General features: G+C 64.1%; 19 protein-coding genes. 17 read left to right on the top strand and 2 right to left on the bottom strand.

What is annotated here, in order from left to right; genetic code table 11:
• Positions 1–85: 85 nt before the first annotated feature.
• A complete protein-coding gene (zapE, locus tag HD842_RS14475; RefSeq protein ID WP_183555436.1) occupies positions 86–1183 on the top strand; it encodes a cell division protein ZapE in 1098 nt (365 codons plus the stop codon).
• 29 nt (positions 1184–1212) lie between these two features.
• A complete protein-coding gene (locus HD842_RS14470; protein WP_183555435.1) occupies positions 1213–1899 on the top strand; it encodes a hypothetical protein in 687 nt (228 codons plus the stop codon).
• On the opposite strand, the gene HD842_RS14465 is transcribed toward HD842_RS14470, so the two are convergent.
• Positions 1896–2660, bottom strand: a complete 765-nt coding sequence (locus HD842_RS14465) for a PP2C family protein-serine/threonine phosphatase (RefSeq protein WP_183555434.1) — start codon at positions 2658–2660, stop codon at positions 1896–1898. The genes HD842_RS14470 and HD842_RS14465 overlap by 4 nt on opposite strands.
• A gap of 193 nt (positions 2661–2853) precedes the next feature.
• Between HD842_RS14465 and HD842_RS14460 the strand changes: the two genes are divergently transcribed.
• From HD842_RS14460 to rlmD, 7 genes are all read left to right on the top strand, one after another.
• Positions 2854–3054 carry a YdcH family protein gene (locus HD842_RS14460; RefSeq protein WP_183555433.1) on the top strand — a complete coding sequence of 67 codons (201 nt, stop codon included), beginning with the start codon at positions 2854–2856 and terminating at the stop codon, positions 3052–3054.
• A gap of 141 nt (positions 3055–3195) precedes the next feature.
• The gene (locus tag HD842_RS14455) at positions 3196–5205 is read left to right on the top strand and encodes an ATP-dependent DNA helicase (RefSeq protein WP_183555432.1); all 2010 of its coding nucleotides are present in this window, start codon (positions 3196–3198) and stop codon (positions 5203–5205) included.
• Between the two features lie 183 nt (positions 5206–5388).
• Positions 5389–6138 (top strand): 5'/3'-nucleotidase SurE, encoded by a 750-nt coding sequence (surE, locus tag HD842_RS14450; RefSeq protein ID WP_183555431.1) that lies wholly within the window; start codon positions 5389–5391, stop codon positions 6136–6138.
• Positions 6135–6983: a protein-L-isoaspartate(D-aspartate) O-methyltransferase gene (locus HD842_RS14445; RefSeq protein ID WP_183555430.1), complete on the top strand. Its 849-nt coding sequence runs from the start codon at positions 6135–6137 to the stop codon at positions 6981–6983. Before surE ends, HD842_RS14445 begins: the two co-directional genes overlap by 4 nt.
• A gap of 53 nt (positions 6984–7036) precedes the next feature.
• Positions 7037–7915 (top strand): peptidoglycan DD-metalloendopeptidase family protein, encoded by an 879-nt coding sequence (locus HD842_RS14440; RefSeq protein ID WP_183555429.1) that lies wholly within the window; start codon positions 7037–7039, stop codon positions 7913–7915.
• 6 nt (positions 7916–7921) lie between these two features.
• On the top strand, positions 7922–8917 hold the full coding sequence (gene rpoS, locus HD842_RS14435; protein WP_183555428.1) for an RNA polymerase sigma factor RpoS: 996 nt from the start codon (positions 7922–7924) through the stop codon (positions 8915–8917).
• A gap of 311 nt (positions 8918–9228) precedes the next feature.
• Positions 9229–10602, top strand: a complete 1374-nt coding sequence (rlmD, locus tag HD842_RS14430) for a 23S rRNA (uracil(1939)-C(5))-methyltransferase RlmD (protein ID WP_183555427.1) — start codon at positions 9229–9231, stop codon at positions 10600–10602.
• 62 nt (positions 10603–10664) lie between these two features.
• Here rlmD and HD842_RS14425 read toward each other — a convergent pair whose 3' ends face one another.
• Positions 10665–11348 (bottom strand): Bax inhibitor-1/YccA family protein, encoded by a 684-nt coding sequence (locus HD842_RS14425; protein WP_183555426.1) that lies wholly within the window; start codon positions 11346–11348, stop codon positions 10665–10667.
• Positions 11349–11600: 252 nt separating this feature from the next.
• Here HD842_RS14425 and ndk point away from each other — a divergent pair, with 252 nt between their 5' ends.
• The 8 genes from ndk (at position 11601) to bamB (ending at position 19978) form a co-directional block, all read left to right on the top strand.
• Positions 11601–12026 (top strand): nucleoside-diphosphate kinase, encoded by a 426-nt coding sequence (ndk, locus tag HD842_RS14420; RefSeq protein WP_183555425.1) that lies wholly within the window; start codon positions 11601–11603, stop codon positions 12024–12026.
• Between the two features lie 126 nt (positions 12027–12152).
• Positions 12153–13322: a 23S rRNA (adenine(2503)-C(2))-methyltransferase RlmN gene (gene rlmN / locus HD842_RS14415; protein ID WP_183555424.1), complete on the top strand. Its 1170-nt coding sequence runs from the start codon at positions 12153–12155 to the stop codon at positions 13320–13322.
• Positions 13322–14131 (top strand): type IV pilus biogenesis/stability protein PilW, encoded by an 810-nt coding sequence (gene pilW, locus HD842_RS14410; protein WP_183555423.1) that lies wholly within the window; start codon positions 13322–13324, stop codon positions 14129–14131. Before rlmN ends, pilW begins: the two co-directional genes overlap by 1 nt.
• Positions 14132–14158: 27 nt before the next feature.
• Positions 14159–15175, top strand: coding sequence for a RodZ domain-containing protein (locus HD842_RS14405; protein WP_183555422.1), 1017 nt, complete (start codon positions 14159–14161; stop codon positions 15173–15175).
• A 23-nt stretch (positions 15176–15198) separates the two neighbouring features.
• Positions 15199–16500, top strand: coding sequence for a flavodoxin-dependent (E)-4-hydroxy-3-methylbut-2-enyl-diphosphate synthase (gene ispG, locus HD842_RS14400; RefSeq protein ID WP_183555421.1), 1302 nt, complete (start codon positions 15199–15201; stop codon positions 16498–16500).
• Positions 16501–16648: 148 nt separating this feature from the next.
• Positions 16649–18007 carry a histidine--tRNA ligase gene (hisS, locus tag HD842_RS14395; RefSeq protein ID WP_370660838.1) on the top strand — a complete coding sequence of 453 codons (1359 nt, stop codon included), beginning with the start codon at positions 16649–16651 and terminating at the stop codon, positions 18005–18007.
• A 47-nt stretch (positions 18008–18054) separates the two neighbouring features.
• Positions 18055–18738 carry a YfgM family protein gene (locus HD842_RS14390; protein WP_183555419.1) on the top strand — a complete coding sequence of 228 codons (684 nt, stop codon included), beginning with the start codon at positions 18055–18057 and terminating at the stop codon, positions 18736–18738.
• Positions 18739–18823: 85 nt separating this feature from the next.
• Positions 18824–19978: an outer membrane protein assembly factor BamB gene (bamB, locus tag HD842_RS14385; RefSeq protein ID WP_183555418.1), complete on the top strand. Its 1155-nt coding sequence runs from the start codon at positions 18824–18826 to the stop codon at positions 19976–19978.

Here is a 19978-nt window from a genome sequence, read left to right as displayed (position 1 = left end):
GATGGTGGCATAACGCCGTGAGTCGAACGCGTGGACGGGAGCCCGCCTCGCCGGCCGCGTCCACCCTCCTTTTTCCCGGTATCCCATGAACGTTCAAGAATATTATGTACACGAGCTTAACGCGCGTGGTTTCACGTCCGACCCCGCGCAGCAAATGGCGGTGGACCGCCTGCAGCAGGCGTACGACGACTGGGTCGCCTACAAGGCCCAGCGGTCGTCCGCTTTCAAGCGTCTGATCAACCGTCCCACGGTGCCCAAGGGCGTGTACATGTGGGGCGGGGTAGGGCGCGGCAAATCGTTCCTGATGGACTCGTTCTATTCGGTCGTGCCGGTGGTACGCAAGACGCGCCTGCACTTCCATGAATTCATGCGCGCCGTCCACGGGCAACTGGATGAACTGAAGGGCGTGGCCGATCCGCTCGACGAAGTGGCCAAGCGCATCGCCAAGAAATACCGGCTGATCTGCTTCGATGAATTCCACGTCTCGGATATCGCCGATGCGATGATCCTGTACAACCTGCTCAAGGCGCTGTTCGACAATGGCGTGAGCTTCGTGATGACGTCGAACTACGAACCGTCGACGCTGTACCCGGACGGCCTGCACCGCGACCGCATGCTGCCGACCATCGCGCTGTTGCAGGACAAGCTGGACGTGCTGAACGTCGATGCCGGCAACGATTACCGCAAGCGCGCGCTCGAGCAGGTCGAGGCGTATTACACGCCACTGAATGCCGCGTCCGACCGCGCCTTGCGCGACGCCTATGCCAAAGTGGCCGACATCGCCGACGAAGCGCCGATCGTGCACATCGAGAACCGCGAAATCCGCGCGCTGCGCCGTGCCGGTGGCGTCATCTGGTTCGATTTCGCCACACTGTGCGGCGGCCCGCGCTCGCAGAACGATTATCTGGAGCTGGCCAGCCAGTTCCACACGGTGGTGTTGTCCGGTATCCCGGCAATGTCGGCGGGGCAGTCGTCCGAAGCGCGCCGCTTCACCTGGCTGATCGACGTGTTCTACGACCACAAGGTCAAGCTGATCATGTCCGCGGCCGTCGAGCCCGAAGAGCTCTACACGCAGGGCCAGCTGGCCAATGAATTCCACCGGACCGTATCGCGTATCATCGAGATGCAGTCGCGCGAATACATGCTCTCCGAGCGGCGCGGCGCGGCCGACAAGATCGCCTGAACCGGCCAGGCACGACAACAAGGATCCACATGACACGCATTACCACGCTGCGCGCAGGCGCGCTGCTGGCCCTGGCAAGCCTGCTGGCGGCCTGCTCGACGACACAGCTGGCCGCGCCGGAGGTGCCACCACCCGCATCGACCTCGACCGCGCAGGCCCAGGAGCGGCTGGCAGCCGTGGCCGCCGAGCGCCGCGCCATCGAAACCCGCTACGCCGAACGCGAAGTGGTCTGCTACGACAAATTCTTCGTCACCCGTTGCCTGGACGAGGCAAGCGAGCAGCAGCGCGTGGCTTTGCTCGAGCAGCGCGCCATCGAGATCGAAGCATCGCGCTACCTGCGCCAGGCCAAGGTAGATGAGCGCGACCGCGCGTTGGCGGTGTCCGAAGCGGCGTTCCAGAAAGAAGAAGCTGAACTGGCGGCCAATCCACCGGCCGTCAAGGCGCCACCGCCCGCTGCCTTGCCAGCGCCGCGCACGACGCCGGCAGAGTCGCGCGCAGCCCGCACCAAGCGCCTGCAGGAGAATGCGGCCCGCACCCAGAATGCCCAGGCGAGGGCAGCCCAGAATGTGGCGGCGGCCGAAGCGCGGCGTGTGGAATCGATCGAGCGTCAGAAGCAGGTCGCGCGCCGTGTTGCCGAGCGCGAGGCAAAAGCCGCCAAGCGCGCCGCTGACGACGCTGCAAAGAAAGCGGCCCAGCCGCCGGCAGCGAGCAACTAGGCGCTGGCCGGTTTGACCAGTTTGACGATGGCCATGGTGCAATTGCCACCCTTGCCCTGAGAGCGTTCGCCGGCCTTGCTGATGAGCTTTTCGGCGGCCTGGCGCGGCGTGGACTTGGCGGTCACGGCGGCCAGTTCGGCGTCGGTGAAGAAGTGCCACAGCCCATCGGAGCCGAGCAAAAAGCTGTCGCCGGCGACCAGGCCCGTGTGGCTGCCGGTCGTAACGAACGGCTCCTTGCGGCTGTTTCCCAGTACATTGAGCAGCAGCTTGGAGCGGCGGTGGTTGCGCGCCGCATCGGCTGGCAGGCGGTCGCTCGAGATCAGGTGCTCGACATAGGCGACGTCACTGGTGCGCATCGCGCACTTGTCGTGCTCGAAGCGATACAGGCGCGAGTCGCCCACGTGGGCCCAGACCGCCTCGCCATGCGGACTGATCACCAGGCCGACGAAGCTGGCGTGGAGTTCGGTCTTGCCGGCGAGGGCGTTCATCTTGATCACCGTGTGGGTTTCGCTGATGATCTCGTGCAGCAGCTGGGCCAGGCGCTCGATGTCCGGATGGTCGCCCGGCTTGAATTCGTCGAATACCTGGCGCGCCGTGTGCAGCACCTGTTCGGCCCCGGCCGGGCTGGCGATGCCGTCAGACAGCACCGCGAGCACATAGCCGGGCGCGCGCGCGCCCGTGAACAGGGCGGCGCGATCGTTTTGTTGGGGGCGGTTACCGATGTGTTGCGCGGTACCCGCTTCGATCCTGTAGGAAGTCATAAATGCTTGTTTTCTTAGGCCTAACGCCAATCTTTGTTGGCGGCAATGACCGCGTGGATTAAACTATGCACCGAGAACCAACCAACAAGCAAGAAGATTTGCTTACGGCAATACTGGAAGGCCCGCTGCGCCAGCGCCGACCGGCTCCCATTCCCGCAATCCCATCTGTAAACACTGTTTGGAACAGACCATCATGATCGATGTCCAGGACATCCAGCGCCGTATTATTGAACTCGATGTGGAACACCGCGACCTCGATGCCGTCATCTCCATGTTGACGGCGGACGGCCACGCCGACGGGTTACAACTGCGCCGCCTCAAAAAGCGTAAACTGCAGCTCAAAGATCATATTACGCTGCTGAAGATGCAGCTGGTCCCCGATATCCCGGCCTGAGCCATTGCTGCAAGCCACGTTTCTTCAAGATAAGTTACGACACATACATTGACCGACCATCTCCCTGTTCCCGGCCCTGCCGCAGAGCCGGTCGGGACGGCTGGGTCGGCCACTGGCGCTGTGGAAGCACATTCCGCCGCGTTGACCGACTCCGCTATCCCTGCCGGCAAGTACGACGCTGACCTCGACCGCCTGTTCGGTGCGGGCGGCCCGCTCGCGCCCGCCGTCGGCACCTTCAAGCCACGCCAGGCCCAGACCGAGATGGCCAAGGCCGTCGCCCACGCCATCGACAACCAGCAAGTGCTGATGGCCGAGGCCGGTACGGGCACCGGCAAGACCTTCGCCTATCTGGTCCCGGCGCTGCTGTGGGGAGGCAAGACGATCGTCTCGACCGGCACCAAGAACCTGCAGGACCAGTTGTTCATGCGCGACATCCCGACCATCCGCGCTGCGCTGCGCGCGCCGGTCTCGGTGGCGCTGCTCAAGGGCCGCTCGAACTACGTCTGCCATTTCCATCTGGAGCGCACGCTGCAGAACGGCCGCCTGACGTCGCGCGACGACGTCGGCCACCTGCGCGAAATTTCACGCTTCATCAAAATGACCAACTCGGGCGACAAGGCCGAGCTGGCCAAGGTGCCGGAAACCGCCACGGTCTGGAACCTCGTCACGTCCACGCGCGACACCTGCATGGGCGCCGAGTGCCAGTACTACCAGGACTGCTTCGTCATGAAGGCCCGGCGCGAAGCGCAGCAGGCCGACATCGTCGTCGTCAACCACCACCTGTTCTTTGCCGACGTGGCCCTCAAGGACACCGGCGTAGCCGAGCTGCTGCCGTCGGCCAACACCATCATCTTCGACGAGGCGCACCAGCTGCCCGACACGGCGACGCTGTTCTTCGGCCAGTCGGTGTCGACCTCGCAAGTGCTCGAACTGTGCCGCGACGTGCTGGCCGAAGGCCTGGCGCATGCACGGGGTGGCCCGGACTGGGCCAAGGTCGTGACCGTCGTCGAGAAAGCGGCGCGCGATCTGCGCCTGGCGTTTGGCGAAGGCAATCTGCGCCTGTCGCTGCCGCAGATCATGCCGACGTCGCAGTTCTTCCCGGCGCTCGACAAGCTCAAGGCCGAGCTGGCGGGGATGATCACCGTGCTCGAAGAAAACGCGGCGCGCGCCGAAACGATCGAAGCCTGCCGCGTGCGGGCGCATGACCTGGCCGCCGCCATCGACGGCTGGAAACCGGATGCCAAGGCCCCGGCCGCCGAGCAGGCCGTGCTGTGGGCCGAAGCGTTCGCGTCATCCCTGCAATTGCACAAGACGCCGCTGTCGATCGCGCCGATCTTTTCCAACCAGCGCGAAGGCACGCCGCGCAGCTGGATCTTCACGTCGGCAACGCTGGCCGTCAAAAACGACTTCAAGCATTTCTCCGATCAGCTTGGATTGACGGGCGAGCCGGCCAAGACCTGGCCGAGCCCGTTCGACTACGTGAACCAGGGCTTGCTGTACGTGCCGACCGGCTTGCCGGAACCGCAGGCGGCGGTCTACACCGACGCCGTCGTCGACGCGGCGCTGCCGGTGATCAAGGCGGCCGGCGGGCGCACGTTCTTCCTGTGCACGACGATTCGCGCCGTGAACAAGGTGGCGGAACGCCTGCGGGTCGAGTTTGCCGAGCGCGGCTGGGATTTCCCGCTGTTCGTGCAGGGCGAGCGGGGCCGCACCGAATTGCTCGATTCGTTCCGCACGGCCGGCAATGCCGTGCTGGTGGGCAGCCAGAGCTTCTGGGAAGGCGTCGATGTGCGCGGCGATGCGCTGTCGCTCGTGATCATCGACAAGCTGCCATTTGCACCGCCGGACGATCCGGTGCTGGCCGCACGCATCGAGGTGATGGAAAAGCAGGGCCTCAACGGCTTCATGCACCACCAGCTCCCCGAGGCGATCATCACGCTCAAGCAGGGGGCTGGGCGCCTGATCCGCGACGTCGACGACCGGGGCGTGTTGATGATCTGCGATCCGCGCCTCATCACCAAACCGTACGGCCGCCGCATCTGGCAAAGCCTGCCATCGTTCAAGCGCACGCGGGTGCAGGAAGACGTGCTGCGCTTCTTCGATCCGGCGGCGGCAGAGGGCGATGACAGCGACGCCGGTACGGACGCTTGAGGGCCAGATCGTGAGCGCGGTTGTTCGGCCGTTGCCGCTCTTGCCACGCTGCTTGTCAATTCGCTAAGTTATTGATCGTAGCGGGTGTCAAAGCGGCATCCAGCGTCCCGGATCATGAAATCCGGGCGCATTTTTCCGCCACCAGGTGTCGATACAAGCGTTGCTTCAGGTAAAATCGCCTCCATGCGGATACTGATTAGCAACGATGATGGCTATCTCGCGCCCGGCATCCAGGCGCTGGCGGATGCGCTTGCGCCCATCGCCGAGATCGTCGTCGTTGCGCCCGACAGCAACCGTTCGGGCGCATCCAACTCCCTCACACTCGACCGACCCCTGTCGGTCCACAAAGCGGCCAACGGTTTTTACTTTGCCAATGGCACGCCGACCGACTGCGTGCACATCGCACTGACCGGAATGTCCGACGCGCTGCCCGACCTCGTGGTTTCCGGCATCAACAATGGCCAGAACATGGGCGACGACACGCTGTATTCCGGTACCGTGGCCGCTGCCACCGAAGCGTATCTGTTCGGCGTACCGGCCATCGCGTTCTCGCAGGTCAACAGCGGCTGGGCCCACGTGGACGATGCGGCCCGCGTGGCGCGCGATATCGTGGAGCGTTTCGCGGCGGGCGGTTTTGCCGCCTTGCCGTCGCCGTTCCTGCTCAACGTGAACATCCCGAACCTGCCGTACGAGCAGATCGGCCCGCTGACGCCGGCCCGCCTTGGTCGCCGTCACCAGGCCGAACCCGTCATCCGCGCGCAGGATCCGCGCGGGCGCGAGATCTTCTGGATCGGCGCACCCGGTGCCTGCCTCGATGCGGGCGAGGGCACCGATTTCCATGCCACGGCGCAGGGATGCGTGTCGATCACGCCGCTGCAGATCGACCTGACCCACAAGACCCAGCTCGATCTGCTGGCGGGAGCCCTGCCATGAAGGACGCGCGGCCGAACTTCCCGTTGCCGCTGTCGTCGACGACGGGCGGCGCGCGCAAGCCTGGCACGCCGGCGCCGGTGTTCACGCCGCAGACGGCGACCCGCAACGCCGCGAGCGGCAGCAAGGCGCCGCCCGAAGCCGGACCAGCTGCACGCGCGCCCGGCTATGTGCCGGCCGCGACCGGCGCGCCGACCGCCCAGCGCTCGGATCTGGCCGCTACCGAAGCGGTGCGCCGCGCGATGGTGACCCGCATCGCGCGCCAGGGTGTGAATGATCCGCAAGTGCTGCGCGCCATGGAAATCGTGCCGCGCCACTTGTTTCTGGAGCCGGCGATGTCGGGCCAGGCGTATGTCGATGCGTCGCTGCCGATCGGCCATCAGCAGACGATGTCGCAGCCGTACATCGTGGCGCGCATGATCGACATGATGTGCGCCGGGCGCAAGCTCGAGCGCGTGCTCGAGATCGGCACGGGCTGCGGCTACCAGGCCGCGGTGCTGTCGTTCGTCGCGAAGGATGTGTACTCGATCGAGCGCATCAAGGCCCTGCATGAGCTTGCCAAAACCAATCTGCGCCCGATGCGCATATCGAACCTGCGTTTGCAGTATGGCGATGGTATGTTAGGCTTGCCGCAGGTGGCGCCGTTCGACGGTATCATTCTCGCGGCCGCCGGCCTCGATGTGCCGCGCGCGCTGCTCGAGCAGCTGGCCATCGGTGCGCATCTGGTCGCGCCCGTTGGCGCCGAGGTGCAGCACCTGCACCGCATAACCCGCACCGGCAAGGCCGAGTGGACCAGCGAAACGCTGGAAGCGTGCCACTTTGTGCCCCTGCGCCCGGGCACCATCTAATTTCAATCTGGGCCGCCAGGCCCGCAGTACGCCGACAAGACTAAAGAATGCCAATGACACAAGCACCGCGTTTCGCCCTCCTGACGATCCTTATCGGCCTCGTTGCCGGCTGTTCCACCACGACCCGCCAGGCGCCCGTCGTCGAACGCGGCACCCCGCCCGCACAGACCCGTCCGGCGCCAGTGCGCGTCGACGAGACCCCCAAGCACGACGAGCGCGGCATGTACACCGTGCGCAAGGGTGACACGCTGCTGCGCATCGCCTTCGACTTCGGCCAGAACTACCGCGACCTGGTCGACTGGAACAAGCTGGCCAACCCGGACGACATCAAGGTCGGCCAGGTTCTGCGCGTGAGCGCGCCGGGCGGCGAACGCACCGCCAACGTCCAGACCCAGCCGATTCCGATGCCGCCGGCTGCTACCGCGCCGCGCAAGACCGAGCCGCGCGTCGACAAGAAGCCGGCCACCGAGAGCACGGTGGCCGATACGCGCCCGAGCGTCCCGGCCGTCACGCCGGTCGTGCCGGCAGCGCCAGCGGCCCCGGCTGTCGGCGCCAGCGACGAAGCGCGCCTGAGCTGGATGTGGCCATCGGATGGGCGCGTCATCGCCACCTTCGACGACGGCCGCAACAAGGGCCTGGACATCGCCGGCAAGGCTGGACAGCCCGTGGTGGCGGCCGGTTCCGGCAAGGTCATGTACGCTGGCAGCGGGATTCGCGGTTATGGTAATCTCGTGATCGTCAAGCATAGCAACAGCCTGTTGTCGGCCTACGCGCACAATCGCAAGATCGTCGTGAAGGAAGGCGACAATGTGGCCAAGGGCCAGTTGATTGCCGAAATGGGCGATTCCGACGCCGACCTGGTCAAGCTGCACTTCGAAATCCGCCAGCAGGGCAAGCCGGTCGATCCGACGAGGTTCCTGCCCGTTCGATAGGATGGTATGACACAGCCGCCGCACTCGCTCGACCCGCAGGACACCGACGAGTTTCCGGATGACCCGGAAAGCGGGCCGGTGGCTGCTGCGGGTGACGGCGAGCCGCTGGCGGTTGCCGCCGTCGTCGACACGGTCGACGAGCTGCGCAAAGTCTTGCAGGCCGAGCTCGCGACCGACACTACCCAGCACTACCTGAACCAGATCGGCACCCGAGCGCTGCTCACGAATGCCGAGGAAGTCCATTTCTCCACGCTGGCCAAGGCGGGGGATTTCGGCGCGCGCCAGACGATGATCGAGCACAATCTGCGCCTGGTCGTCTCGATTGCCAAGCATTACATCAACCGCGGCGTGGTGCTGCTCGACCTGATCGAGGAAGGCAATATCGGCCTGATGCGCGCGATCGACAAGTTCGAGCCCGAGCGCGGCTTTCGCTTTTCGACCTACGCGACCTGGTGGATCCGCCAGAGCATCGAGCGCGCGATCATGAACCAGGCGCGCACGGTGCGCCTGCCGGTGCACATGGTGCGCGAACTCAACGGCGTACTGCGCGCCAAATACCACCTCGAAGCGCAAACCCACGACGGCAAGGAAGCCTCGAGCGAGGATATCGCCAGCTTGGTCGGCCGTCCGGTCGAAGAGGTGCAGGACATCCTGATGCTGTCCGAACATCCGACCTCGCTCGACGCGCCGCTCGACAACGACCCGCAGTCGAGCCTGATGGACGTGCTGCCCGACGACGGCGAGAGCAGCCCCGACGCCCACGCCGAGCAGCAGGAAGCCGCGCTCTTGGTGCGCGACTGGCTGGCGCGCCTGCCGGACAAGCAGCGCCTGGTCGTCACGCGCCGCTTCGGCCTGGACAACGACGAGCCGGCCACGCTCGAGACGCTGGCCGACGAGCTGGGCGTCACGCGCGAGCGGGTGCGCCAGATCCAGCAGGAAGCGCTCGTCAAGCTGAAGCGGGCGATGGCCGCCCGTGGCGTGGTCCGCGACGCTTTGCTGTAGGGTGGACGGGGGCGCCGTCCACGCGGTGATGGTTGGCAGCCAGATCATCCGGCACATAAGCGGCGCCGATGGTTGGCAGCCAGATTATCCGGCACATAAGCGGCGCCGATGGTTGGCAGCCAGATCATCCGGCACGTAAGCGGCACCGATAACGATCACCGCGTGGGCGGCAAAGCCGCCCACCCTACGCCGTCCACGCGGTGATGGTTGGCATCTGGATCATCCGGTTACGATAGCGCCTCATCGGTTTCCTTGCTATCATGCGCCGCCAGCGCATCCTCCCCTCGACGCTCACTCCTTTCTGATCGCCCATGCACGACATTTTCATCGACATCAAATCCCTCGACATGGACGGGCGCGGCGTTGGCCACCTCGAGAACGCCGACGGCTCGCCCGGTAAAGTGGTCTTCGTCGAAGGCGCGCTGCCGGGCGAGCGCGTCAGCTACGAGACGCTCAAGAAAAAGAAGAACTGGGAAGCGGGCCGCATGGTCACGCTGCAGCGCGCGTCGTCGATGCGGGTCGAGCCAAAGTGCATCCATTTCGGTTACTGCGGCGGCTGCTCGATGCAGCACCTGGAGCCAGGCGCGCAGGTCGCGATGAAGCAGCGCGTACTCGAAGATAACCTCAAGCACATTGCCAAGGTGAAGGCCGAGACCATCCTGCGGCCAATGTACGGCCCGACCTGGGATTACCGCTACCGCGCGCGCCTGTCGGTGCGTAACGTGCCGAAGAAAAACACGGTGATGGTGGGCTTCCATGAGAAAGCCTCGGCGCTGGTGGCCGACATCGTCACCTGCGAAATCCTGCCCGACCACGTCGCGCGCCTGATCGTGCCGCTGCGCGAACTGATCGCCGCACTGTCGATCATCGACCACGTGCCCCAGATCGAACTGGCGATCGGCGAAGAATCGACCGTGCTGGTGCTGCGTATCATGGCGCCACTCAGCCGCAAGGACGAAACGCTGCTCAAGGCATTCGCCGACACATGGAAGATCCACTGGTGGCTGCAGCCGAATGGCCCCGATTCGGCGCACCCGTACTATCCGCTGGGTACCGATCTGTATTACACGCTGCCCGAGTTCGGCATCCGCATGCCATTCAAGCCCACCGACTTCACCCAGGTCAACCACCAGATCAACCGCGTGCTGGTCTCGAAGGCGCTGCGTCTGCTGGACGTGCAGCCGACCGACCGTGTGGCCGACCTGTTCTGCGGCCTGGGCAACTTCACGCTGCCACTGGCGACCCAGGCACGCGAAGTCGTCGGCATCGAGGGCAGCACGGCGCTGACCGAGCGCGCGCTGGAGAATGCCCGCGCCAATGGCCTGGCCGCCAAGACGTCATTCTCGACCCGCAACCTGTTCGATGTGACGAAAGAAGACCTGGTGGCGCTGGGCCGCTTTGACCGCATGCTGATCGACCCGCCCCGCGATGGCGCCATGGCGCTGGCGCAGTCGCTGGCCGAACTGCGCACCACCCACGAGCACCTGATGCCGCAGCGGATCGTCTACGTCTCGTGCAGCCCGTCGACGCTGGCGCGCGACGCCGGCATCCTCGTGCACGAAGCCGGCTACGTGATGACAAAAGCAGGCGTCGTCAACATGTTCCCGCACACGTCCCACGTGGAATCGATCGGCGTGTTCGAACTGGGCGAAAAGCCGGCGCCGGCAGAAGAGTGGATCGGGTGAAGAAGTGAATGAACGAAAAAAAACCGGCCAGTGGCCGGTTTTTTTATTGGGGCAGGGGACGATCAGTCGTCGCCGCCCACGATGCCCAGCAGGCGCAGCAGGCTGGAGAAGATGTTGAAGACATTCAGGTAGATCGACAGCGTGGCGGTGACGTAGTTGGTTTCGCCGCCGTTGACGATGCGCTGGACGTCATACAGGATGAAGGCCGAGAAGATACCGATCGCCAGGATCGAGATCACGATCGACAGCACCGACATCTGCAGGAAGATGTTGGCGACGACCGCCAGCAGCAGCACGACGACGCCGGCCATCAGCCAGCTGCCCATGCCCGAGAAGTCGCGCTTGGTCGTGGTGGCGATGCTGGCCATCACGGCGAACACGATCGCGGTGCCGCCGAAGGCGGTCATGATCAGGCTGCCGCCGTTCGAATAGTTCAGCGTGTGCGTCAGCAGTGGTGCCAACATCAGGCCCATGAAGAACGTGAAGCCCAGCAGCAGGGCAACGCCCAGGCCGGAGTCCTTGTTCTTTTCAATCGCCCACATGAAGCCGAATGCGACGGCCATGAAGATCACGAAGCCGAGGATACCGCTGAACAGCGCGACACCCATGGACACGCCAAGGAAGGCGCCTGCCACGGTCGGGATCATCGACAGCGCCAGCAACCAGTAAGTATTGCGTAGCACTTTGTTACGCGAGGCCTGGCCACCTTTGGTCAGGTCGATGGTACTTTGGGTACTAGGATACATAGTGCCTCCGGAGAAATGAATAACTGCAGGTACTGTACAGCAACTACCTATCATCCTATAACACGTGACTTAAACGAGCATGAAGTTTGATCAAGAAGCTGGACGTAAGTTTGCCGCCACTGTACCACCTTGCCGACCGCCACCGCAATATGAGCTTTTCGGGTCGGATATGGTAAAATTGAAGGTTAATTGAGTCCCAAAGTTTGTTTACATCGCTCAGTTCTAAACCTTTCATTTTATTGGAGTTTTCTCATGGCAATCGAACGCACCCTGTCCATCATCAAGCCTGACGCAGTCGCAAAAAACGTGATCGGCAAAATCTACAGCCGTTTCGAAGAAGCTGGCCTGAAGATCGTCGCTGCACGCATGGTGCAACTGTCGCGCGCTGAAGCCGAAGGCTTCTACGCTGTGCACGCTGCACGTCCATTCTTCAAGGACCTGGTCGAGTTCATGATCTCGGGTCCAGTCATGGTCACCGCCCTCGAAGGCGAAGGCGCGATCCTGAAAAACCGCGACCTGATGGGTGCAACCGATCCAAAGAAAGCTGACGCCGGCACCATCCGCGCTGACTTCGCTGATTCGATCGATGCCAACGCTGTTCACGGTTCGGACGCTGCCGAAACCGCTGCTGTGGAAATCGCTTACTACTTCCCGGCACTGAACGTCTACTCGCGTTAATTAGTAAGGGGGAGCGCAGTCCGGGCGCGCCCCGGAGCATTCTCCCCGGACTAATGCAATGAGTAACCCGCTCGCCTGCGGCCAAGGGCTGATGCGAGCGGGTGCTGAAACTGAGGAATTTTTGCCATGACGACGCTCACCAACCTGCTGGACCTCGATCCCGCGCAACTCGTCGCTTATTGCGCCGACTTGGGTGAGAAGCCGTTCCGCGCCAAGCAACTCCAACGCTGGATCCACCAGTTTGGCGCCGCGGACTTCGACAGCATGACCGACCTGGCCAAATCGCTGCGTGAAAAGCTGAGCACGCGCGCCGAAGTGCGCGCACCAGCCATCGTCAGCGACAACACGTCCACCGACGGCACGCGCAAGTGGCTGGTCGATGTCGGCAATGGCAATGCGGTCGAAACCGTGTTCATTCCGGAAGAAAACCGCGGCACGCTGTGCATCTCCACGCAAGCCGGCTGCGCCGTCAACTGCCGCTTCTGCTCGACGGGCAAGCAGGGCTTCAACCGCAACCTCACAGTCGCCGAAATCATTGGCCAGCTGTGGATGGCCGAGTTCGAGCTGCGCCGCACCAAAGGCATCGAGCCCGGCCCGAAAGGCGAACGCCAGATCACCAATGTGGTGATGATGGGCATGGGCGAGCCGCTGCTGAACTACGAACCCACCGTTACCGCGCTCAAGCTGATGCTCGACGATAACGCCTACGGCCTGTCGCGCCGTCGCGTGACGCTGTCGACCTCGGGCGTGGTGCCCAACATCGACAAGCTGTCGCAGGACGTGCCGGTGGCCATGGCGGTGTCGCTGCACGCGTCGAACGATGCGCTGCGCGATATCCTGGTGCCGCTGAACAAGAAATACCCGCTGCGCGAACTGATGGCTGCCTGCAAGCGCTATCTCGAGTTTGCACCGCGCGACTTCATCACCTTCGAATACTGCATGCTCGACGGCTTCAACGACAGCGACGAGCACGCACGCGAACTGATCGCGCTGGTCAACGACCCTGTGGTCGGCGTGAACTGCAAGTTCAACCTGATTCCGTTCAATCCGTTCCCCGAGTCCGGCCTGTTCCGCTCCAAGAATCCCCGCATCAAGGCGTTTGCCCAGGTGCTGATGGATGCCGGCATTGTCACCACCGTGCGCAAGACGCGCGGCGACGATATCGACGCTGCCTGCGGCCAGCTGGCCGGTGAGGTCAAGGACCGCACCCGGGTGGCCGAGCGCATGGAAAAAATGGCCGAGTACCAGAAAAAGTTTGGCGCCGACTTCGGGCGCATCGTGGAGATCCCGACCTGATGAAGCTTGCCGCCGTCGCGCTTGCACTCGCCTCGACCCTGACCCTGCTGGCCGGATGCGCCAGCAACGCGGGCGGCGGGTTGGGCACTACCGGCGAGCTCAAGACGGCGTCGGACCAGACGGCGGGCGAGAAGCGTGCATCGATCCGCATTCAACTGGCGGTCGGTTATTACCAGCAGGGCAAGTACGAAATCGCGCTCGACGAAATCAAGAAGGCGCTGGCGGCCGATGCAGCCTACGCCGATGCGTACGGCTTGCGCGCGCTGGTCTACACGTCGATGGGCCAGTATCCGCTGGCCGAAGAGAATTACCAGCAGGCGCTGCGCCTGCGCCCGAACGACCCGGAGTTTTCAAACAACTTCGGTTCGTTTTTGTGCCAGTCGGTCAACCGCCCGGCCGAGGCAATGCGTTATTTCGATGCCGCACTGAAGAACCCCACGTACCAGACGCCGCTCAGCGCGCTGGTAAATGCGGGCGTGTGCAGCATCAAGAACCGGAACAACGATGCGGCCGAGCGCTATCTGCTCGAAGCCTTGCGTCTGAACCCCGGTCTGCCAACGGTCAATACCGGATTGGCGCGGGTGTACTACGAGCGGCGCGACCTTGAGCGCGCCGGTTTTTTCATCAACCGCCTGCTCGAGACAGCCAAGCTCGAGACGCTGCCGGCTGATGCGCTGTGGCTTGCCATGCGCATCGGCCGCAAGGCGGGTGACCGGACCCATGAAGCGTCGCTGGCAGCCCAGTTGCGGCGCCGCTTCCCCGGTTCGCCCGAGTACGCAGCGTACGAGCGCGGGGCGTTTGGTGAGTAAAGAAGAACAAGGACAAGGACAAGGACAATGAACGAGCAAGCAGACCAGCCAGCCGCACCGGGCAACGCGTCCGGCATCCCTGGCAAGACCCTGCAATCCCAGCGCGAGACCATGGGCTGGAGCGTCGAGCAGGTTGCCGACCAGCTCAAGCTGGCGCCGCGCCAGGTACTGGCGCTGGAAGCGGGCGATTACGCCTCGCTGCCCAGCCCGGCCGTCACGCGCGGCTTCGTGCGCGCCTACGCCAAGCTGTTGCGCATCGACGCGGCGCCACTGGTGTCGATGATCGAACTGAACATGCCGCCGGAAGCCCGTGCGGGCGCCCAGTCGGCGATGGCTGCTGCCCGCCGTGAACAAAAACCGGCTGCGTTCTCGGAAACCCGGTTCCCGATCAATGGCAAGCGCCGCAGCCTGCCACTGGGCTGGATCGCGGCCGTGGTCGTCGTGGCTGGCGCTGCTGTCGCGGCCTGGCAGTTCAACCTGATACCAAGCCTGAACCGCGATGTCGAATCGGGCGATGCCATGGTGCTCGAAAACCCGGCTGCCGCTGTCGTGGCGCCAGGCGTCGCTACGCCGGCGCATGAAGGCCTGATCAATCCATCGGTGCCGCTCATCTCGGTACCGTCGCCATCGAGCCAGGGTACGGCCCCGGCCGGCACGCCAACCACAGCGCCGACCACGCCGACCGCACCCGCTGCCGCGCCTGCTGCCGCGCCGGTCACTGCACCGGGGACGGCCACGCCGACGCCAGTCGCGGCGGCCCCGGCTGCCACAGCACCGGCTTCCGCAGCGCCGGCTGCCACCGGCGCCAACACGCTGGTGCTGAACGTGCGCGCTGATTCGTGGATCGAAGTGCGCCCGAGCGGCGGCGGTCGTCCGCTGATCTCGCGCCTGGTCAAGGCCGGCAGCACCGAGTCGGTCGAAGTCGCCGGCCCCGTCAACCTGACCGTCGGCGTGCCGGGCGCCGTGACCGCGACCCTGCGCGGCGCCAACGTCCCGCTGCCACAGCAGCCGGGCAAGACCATCGCACGCGTGGCCCTGAAATAAGCTGATCACTCGCTGGAACCAACATGAATTCCTTGAACGAAGCCCCAATCCCCGAGTACGCATCGGCCGCCGCCATTCCGTCGGGCCCGATGGCCCGCCGCGCCAGCCGCAAGGTTCTGGTCGCGCACGGCGCGCGCCAGGTGTGGGTCGGTGGCGATGCGCCCGTCGTCATCCAGTCGATGACCAATACCGATACCGCCGATGCGATCGGCACTGCCATCCAGATCAAGGAGCTGGCACGTGCCGGCTCCGAGATCGTGCGCATTACCGTGAACACGCCGGAAGCCGCGGCTGCCGTGCCGGCGATCCGCGCCCAGCTCGACCGCATGGAAGTCGATGTGCCGCTGGTCGGCGACTTCCACTACAACGGCCACCTGCTGCTGCGCGACTATCCGGAGTGCGCGCAGGCGCTGTCGAAATACCGCATCAATCCGGGCAATGTGGGGCAGGGCGCCAAGCGCGACACCCAGTTCGCCCAGATGATCGAGATCGCCGCCAAGTATGACAAGCCGGTGCGCATCGGCGTGAACTGGGGCAGCCTGGACCAGTCGCTGCTGGCGCGCATCATGGACGAGAACGCCTTGCGCGCCAATCCATGGTCGGCGCAGGCCGTCATGTATGAAGCGTTGATCACGTCGGCCATCGAAAACGCCATCCGCGCCGAAGAAGTGGGCCTGGCGCGCGACAAGATCATCCTGTCGTGCAAGGTCTCGGGCGTGCAGGACCTGATCGCCGTGTACCGCGAGCTGGCCCGCCGCTGCGACTACCCGCTGCACCTGGGTCTGACCGAAGCGGGCATGGGCAGCAAGGGCATCGTCGCCTCGACCGCCGCGCTGTCGGTGCTGCTGCAAGAGGGCATCGGCGACACGATCCGTATCTCGCTGACGCCGGAACCGGGCGGCGACCGCACGCGCGAAGTCATCGTCGGCCAGGAAATCCTACAGACGATGGGCCTGCGCAAGTTCACGCCGATGGTTATTGCGTGCCCGGGTTGCGGCCGCACGACGTCGACCGTGTTCCAGGAGCTGGCAGACAATATCCAGACCTTCCTGCGCGACCAGATGCCGGAATGGAAAAAGACGTATCCAGGCGTGGAAGGTATGAACGTCGCTGTAATGGGTTGCATCGTCAATGGTCCGGGCGAATCGAAGCACGCGAACATCGGCATCAGCTTGCCGGGCACGGGCGAATCGACGGCGGCGCCGGTGTTTGTCGATGGCCAGAAGTTTGCCACGCTGCGCGGCGAGCGCATCGTCGAAGAATTCCAGACGATCGTGCTCGATTACGTGAAGAAGAATTACAGCCGCGAGACCGCAGCGTCGTAAAATTCGGCCATTGGCCCCAGCACGTCGTTCCCGCGAGGGCGGGAACCCAAGGTGGTTTGCGCCATGTCGTCGCATGAGACGGCCGATGACGCCACGAAATGAGGTTCCCGCCTGCGCGGGAACGACGTCGAATCAACAGATAACACTTATGTCCAAACCAGAAAAAATCGTCGCCATCAAAGGCATGAACGACATCCTGCCCAGCGATGCACCGCTGTGGGAATTGTTCGAGAACACCACCGAAACGATCCTGAAAAGCTACGGCTACCAGAAGATCGTCACGCCGATCGTCGAGCAGACGAGCCTGTTCTCGCGCGCCATCGGCGCCGTGACCGACATCGTCGAAAAAGAAATGTATTCGTTCGAGGATTCGATGAACGGCGACCAGCTCACGCTGCGTCCGGAAGGCACCGCCAGCGTCGTGCGCGCCGTGCTCGAACACAATCTGGTCTACGACGGCCCGCGCCGCCTGTGGTACAAGGGCCCGATGTTCCGCCACGAGCGTCCGCAGCGCGGCCGCTATCGCCAGTTCTTCCAGTTCGGCGCCGAAGCCATCGGTTTTTCGGGCCCGGACATCGATGCCGAGCTGATCATGATGTGCCGCCGCCTGTGGGATGACCTGGGTATCGAGAACGTGCGCCTCGAACTGAACTCGATCGGCAATGCCGAAGAGCGCCAGCGTCACCGCGCCGACCTGATCGCCTACCTCGAGCAGCACGAAAGCATTCTGGACGCCGAAGCCAAGCGCCGCCTGCACAGCAATCCGCTGCGCATCCTCGATACCAAGAATCCGGCCATGCAGGAAATGGTCAACGCGGCCCCGCGCCTGCTCGACTACCTGGGCGAAGAATCGCTGGCGCACTTCAATGGCGTCAAGTTCTTGCTCGACCAGAACGCGGTGCAGTACACCGTGAACCCGCGCCTCGTGCGCGGCCTGGACTATTACAACCGCACCGTGTTCGAGTGGGTCACCGATGCACTCGGCTCGCAAGGCACGATCTGCGCCGGCGGCCGCTACGATCCGCTGGTGGAAACGTTTGGCGGCAAGGCCACGCCGGCCGTCGGTTTCGCGATGGGCATGGAGCGCATCATCGAGCTGATGAAGGCGATGGGCGAGCCGGCCGAACCGAACCAATGCGACGTCTACATGGTCCATCAGGGCGAGAAGGCGCAGCTGCAAGCCTTCATCCTGGCCGAGCGCATTCGGGATGCCGGGCTGGATGTTGTGTTACATTGCGCAACGCCAGCGGGTGCCGGCAGCTTCAAGAGCCAGATGAAGAAGGCCGACGGGTCGGGCGCGGCGTTTGCCGTGATCATTGGCGACGACGAAGTTGCCAACGAAACCGCGGCCGTGAAGACGATGCGCGGCGAGATCGGCGAGCAGCAGCAGAGCACCGTGCCGTTCCTGGAAGTGGTCGATTACCTGGTCGACCAGATCACCGGCGCGCACGTGCATGACGAACACTGCGGTCACGATCACGATCACGATCACGTGCACAAGCATTAACACCCGTCGTACCTCGCAAACCATTCAACCACTACAAGAACACGCACATGGCATACGATCACCAAGAGCAGGAACAGCTTGATTCCTTCAAGGCGTTCTGGTCGAAATACGGCAACATCATCGTCTGGGTCCTGATCCTGGCGCTCGGTTCCTTCGCCGGCTGGAATTTCTGGAAGACCCACCAGGCCAACAAGTCGATCGAAGCCTCGGCGCTGTACGACGAACTGCAAACGTCGCTGCTGGCCAATGACAATGCCAAGGTGCAGCGTATCGCCGGCGACATCCGCAGCAAGTACGAAAGCTCGCCGTACACGCAGATGGCAGCCCTGGCAGCGGCCAAGACGGCGTTCGAAGCCAACGACCTGAAAACCGCCAAGGCCCAGCTGCAGTGGGCGGCCGACAACGGCAACGACGAATACAAGTCGATCGCCAAGCTGCGTCTGGCGGGCGTGCTGCTCGATGAGAAAGCCTTCGACGACGCGCTGAAAGTCTTGAACGGCACGTTCCTGCCGCAGTTCACCGCTGAAGTGAACGACCGCAAGGGCGATGTGCTGGTCGGCCAGAACAAGCTGAACGAAGCGCGTGCTGCATATGTCGCCGCACTGGCCGCGATGGATGCCGCCAGCCCGGCCCGTCAACTGGTGCAGGTCAAGCTCGAAGCCATCGGCGGCACGGTGCCGGCAGACAAGAACGGCAAAGCGCCAGCCGCAGACCAGAAAGCGGCTGCGTAAATTTTTCGCATGAGATGGCCCGCGTCCGCCTTCGAGCGGCCGCGGGCTTTGCGTCCTTTATAGTCCAGGAACAAGGTAGAACATAATGCGTATTAGCAGCAAGCTTGTTGGCGTCGGCGTACTGGCCCTGATGACGGGTTGCTCGACCCTCAATTCGCTCAATCCATTTGCATCCGACAAGAAGGGCGATCAACCCGCCAAGCTCGTCGAACTCAAGGGCAGCATGGCCGTGCGCACCGCATGGAAACTCGACATCGGCAAGGCCAAGGGCTATCAGTTCTCGCCTGCGCTGAGCGGCAACACGCTCGTCGTGGCCGCAGCCGATGGCGCCATTGCGCGCGTCGACGCCGCCACCGGCAAGCAGCTGTGGCGCGTCAAGGCCGACAGCGAGCTGTCGGCGGGCGTGGGCACGGATGGCAACCTGATCGTCGTCGGTGCCGAGAAGGGCATCCTGATGGGTTACAACATGGACGGCAAGCTGCTGTGGAAAACGCAGCTGTCGAGCGAGATCCTGTCGGCGCCGGTCGTGTCGCAAGGCATCGTCGTCGCCCGTTCGATCGACAACCGCATCGTCGGTGTCGACGCCACGGATGGCAGCAAGAAATGGACCGTGCAGAAGGTCGCGCCGCCGCTGACGCTGCGCAACGCGCCGGGCATGATCGTGGCTGGCACCGACGTCATCGTCGCGCAGCCGGGCGGCAAGCTGTCCGCACTGATCATCGCCACCGGCGCACCGCGCTGGGACGTCGAGGTCGGCATCTCGCGCGGCGCGACCGAACTGGAGCGCGTCACCGATATCGGCGGCGCCCCGGTGCTGTTCGAAAACGAGGTGTGCGCCGCTTCCTACCAAGGGCGCGTAGGCTGCTTTGACCTGGTGACCGGTTCGGCGCGCTGGACGCGCGATCTGTCTTCCAGCGTCGGCGTGGCCGTCGACCAATTGTTCGTGTTCGCACCGGACGACAAGGGAGCACTCAATGCATTCACCCGCGACACGGGCGCCAGCAGCTGGAAGAACGACAAACTGTCGTTCCGCCGCCTGTCGACCCCGCTGTCGTATGGCCGCGCCGTCGCGGTTGGCGACTACGAAGGCTACGTGCACTTCCTGTCGCGCGAAGATGGCTCTTTCCTGGCGCGCGCCGCAACCGACGGGAGCCCGATCGTGGGCACGCCGCTGGTGGCCGGCACAAACCTGATTTTTCAAACACAAAACGGAACTGTGACCGCCATCGCGGTCGAATAA

Source organism: Massilia aurea (assembly GCF_014200505.1).
Taxonomy (GTDB): domain Bacteria; phylum Pseudomonadota; class Gammaproteobacteria; order Burkholderiales; family Burkholderiaceae_D; genus Telluria; species Telluria aurea_B.
This window is presented reverse-complemented; position numbering and strand designations above follow the sequence as displayed.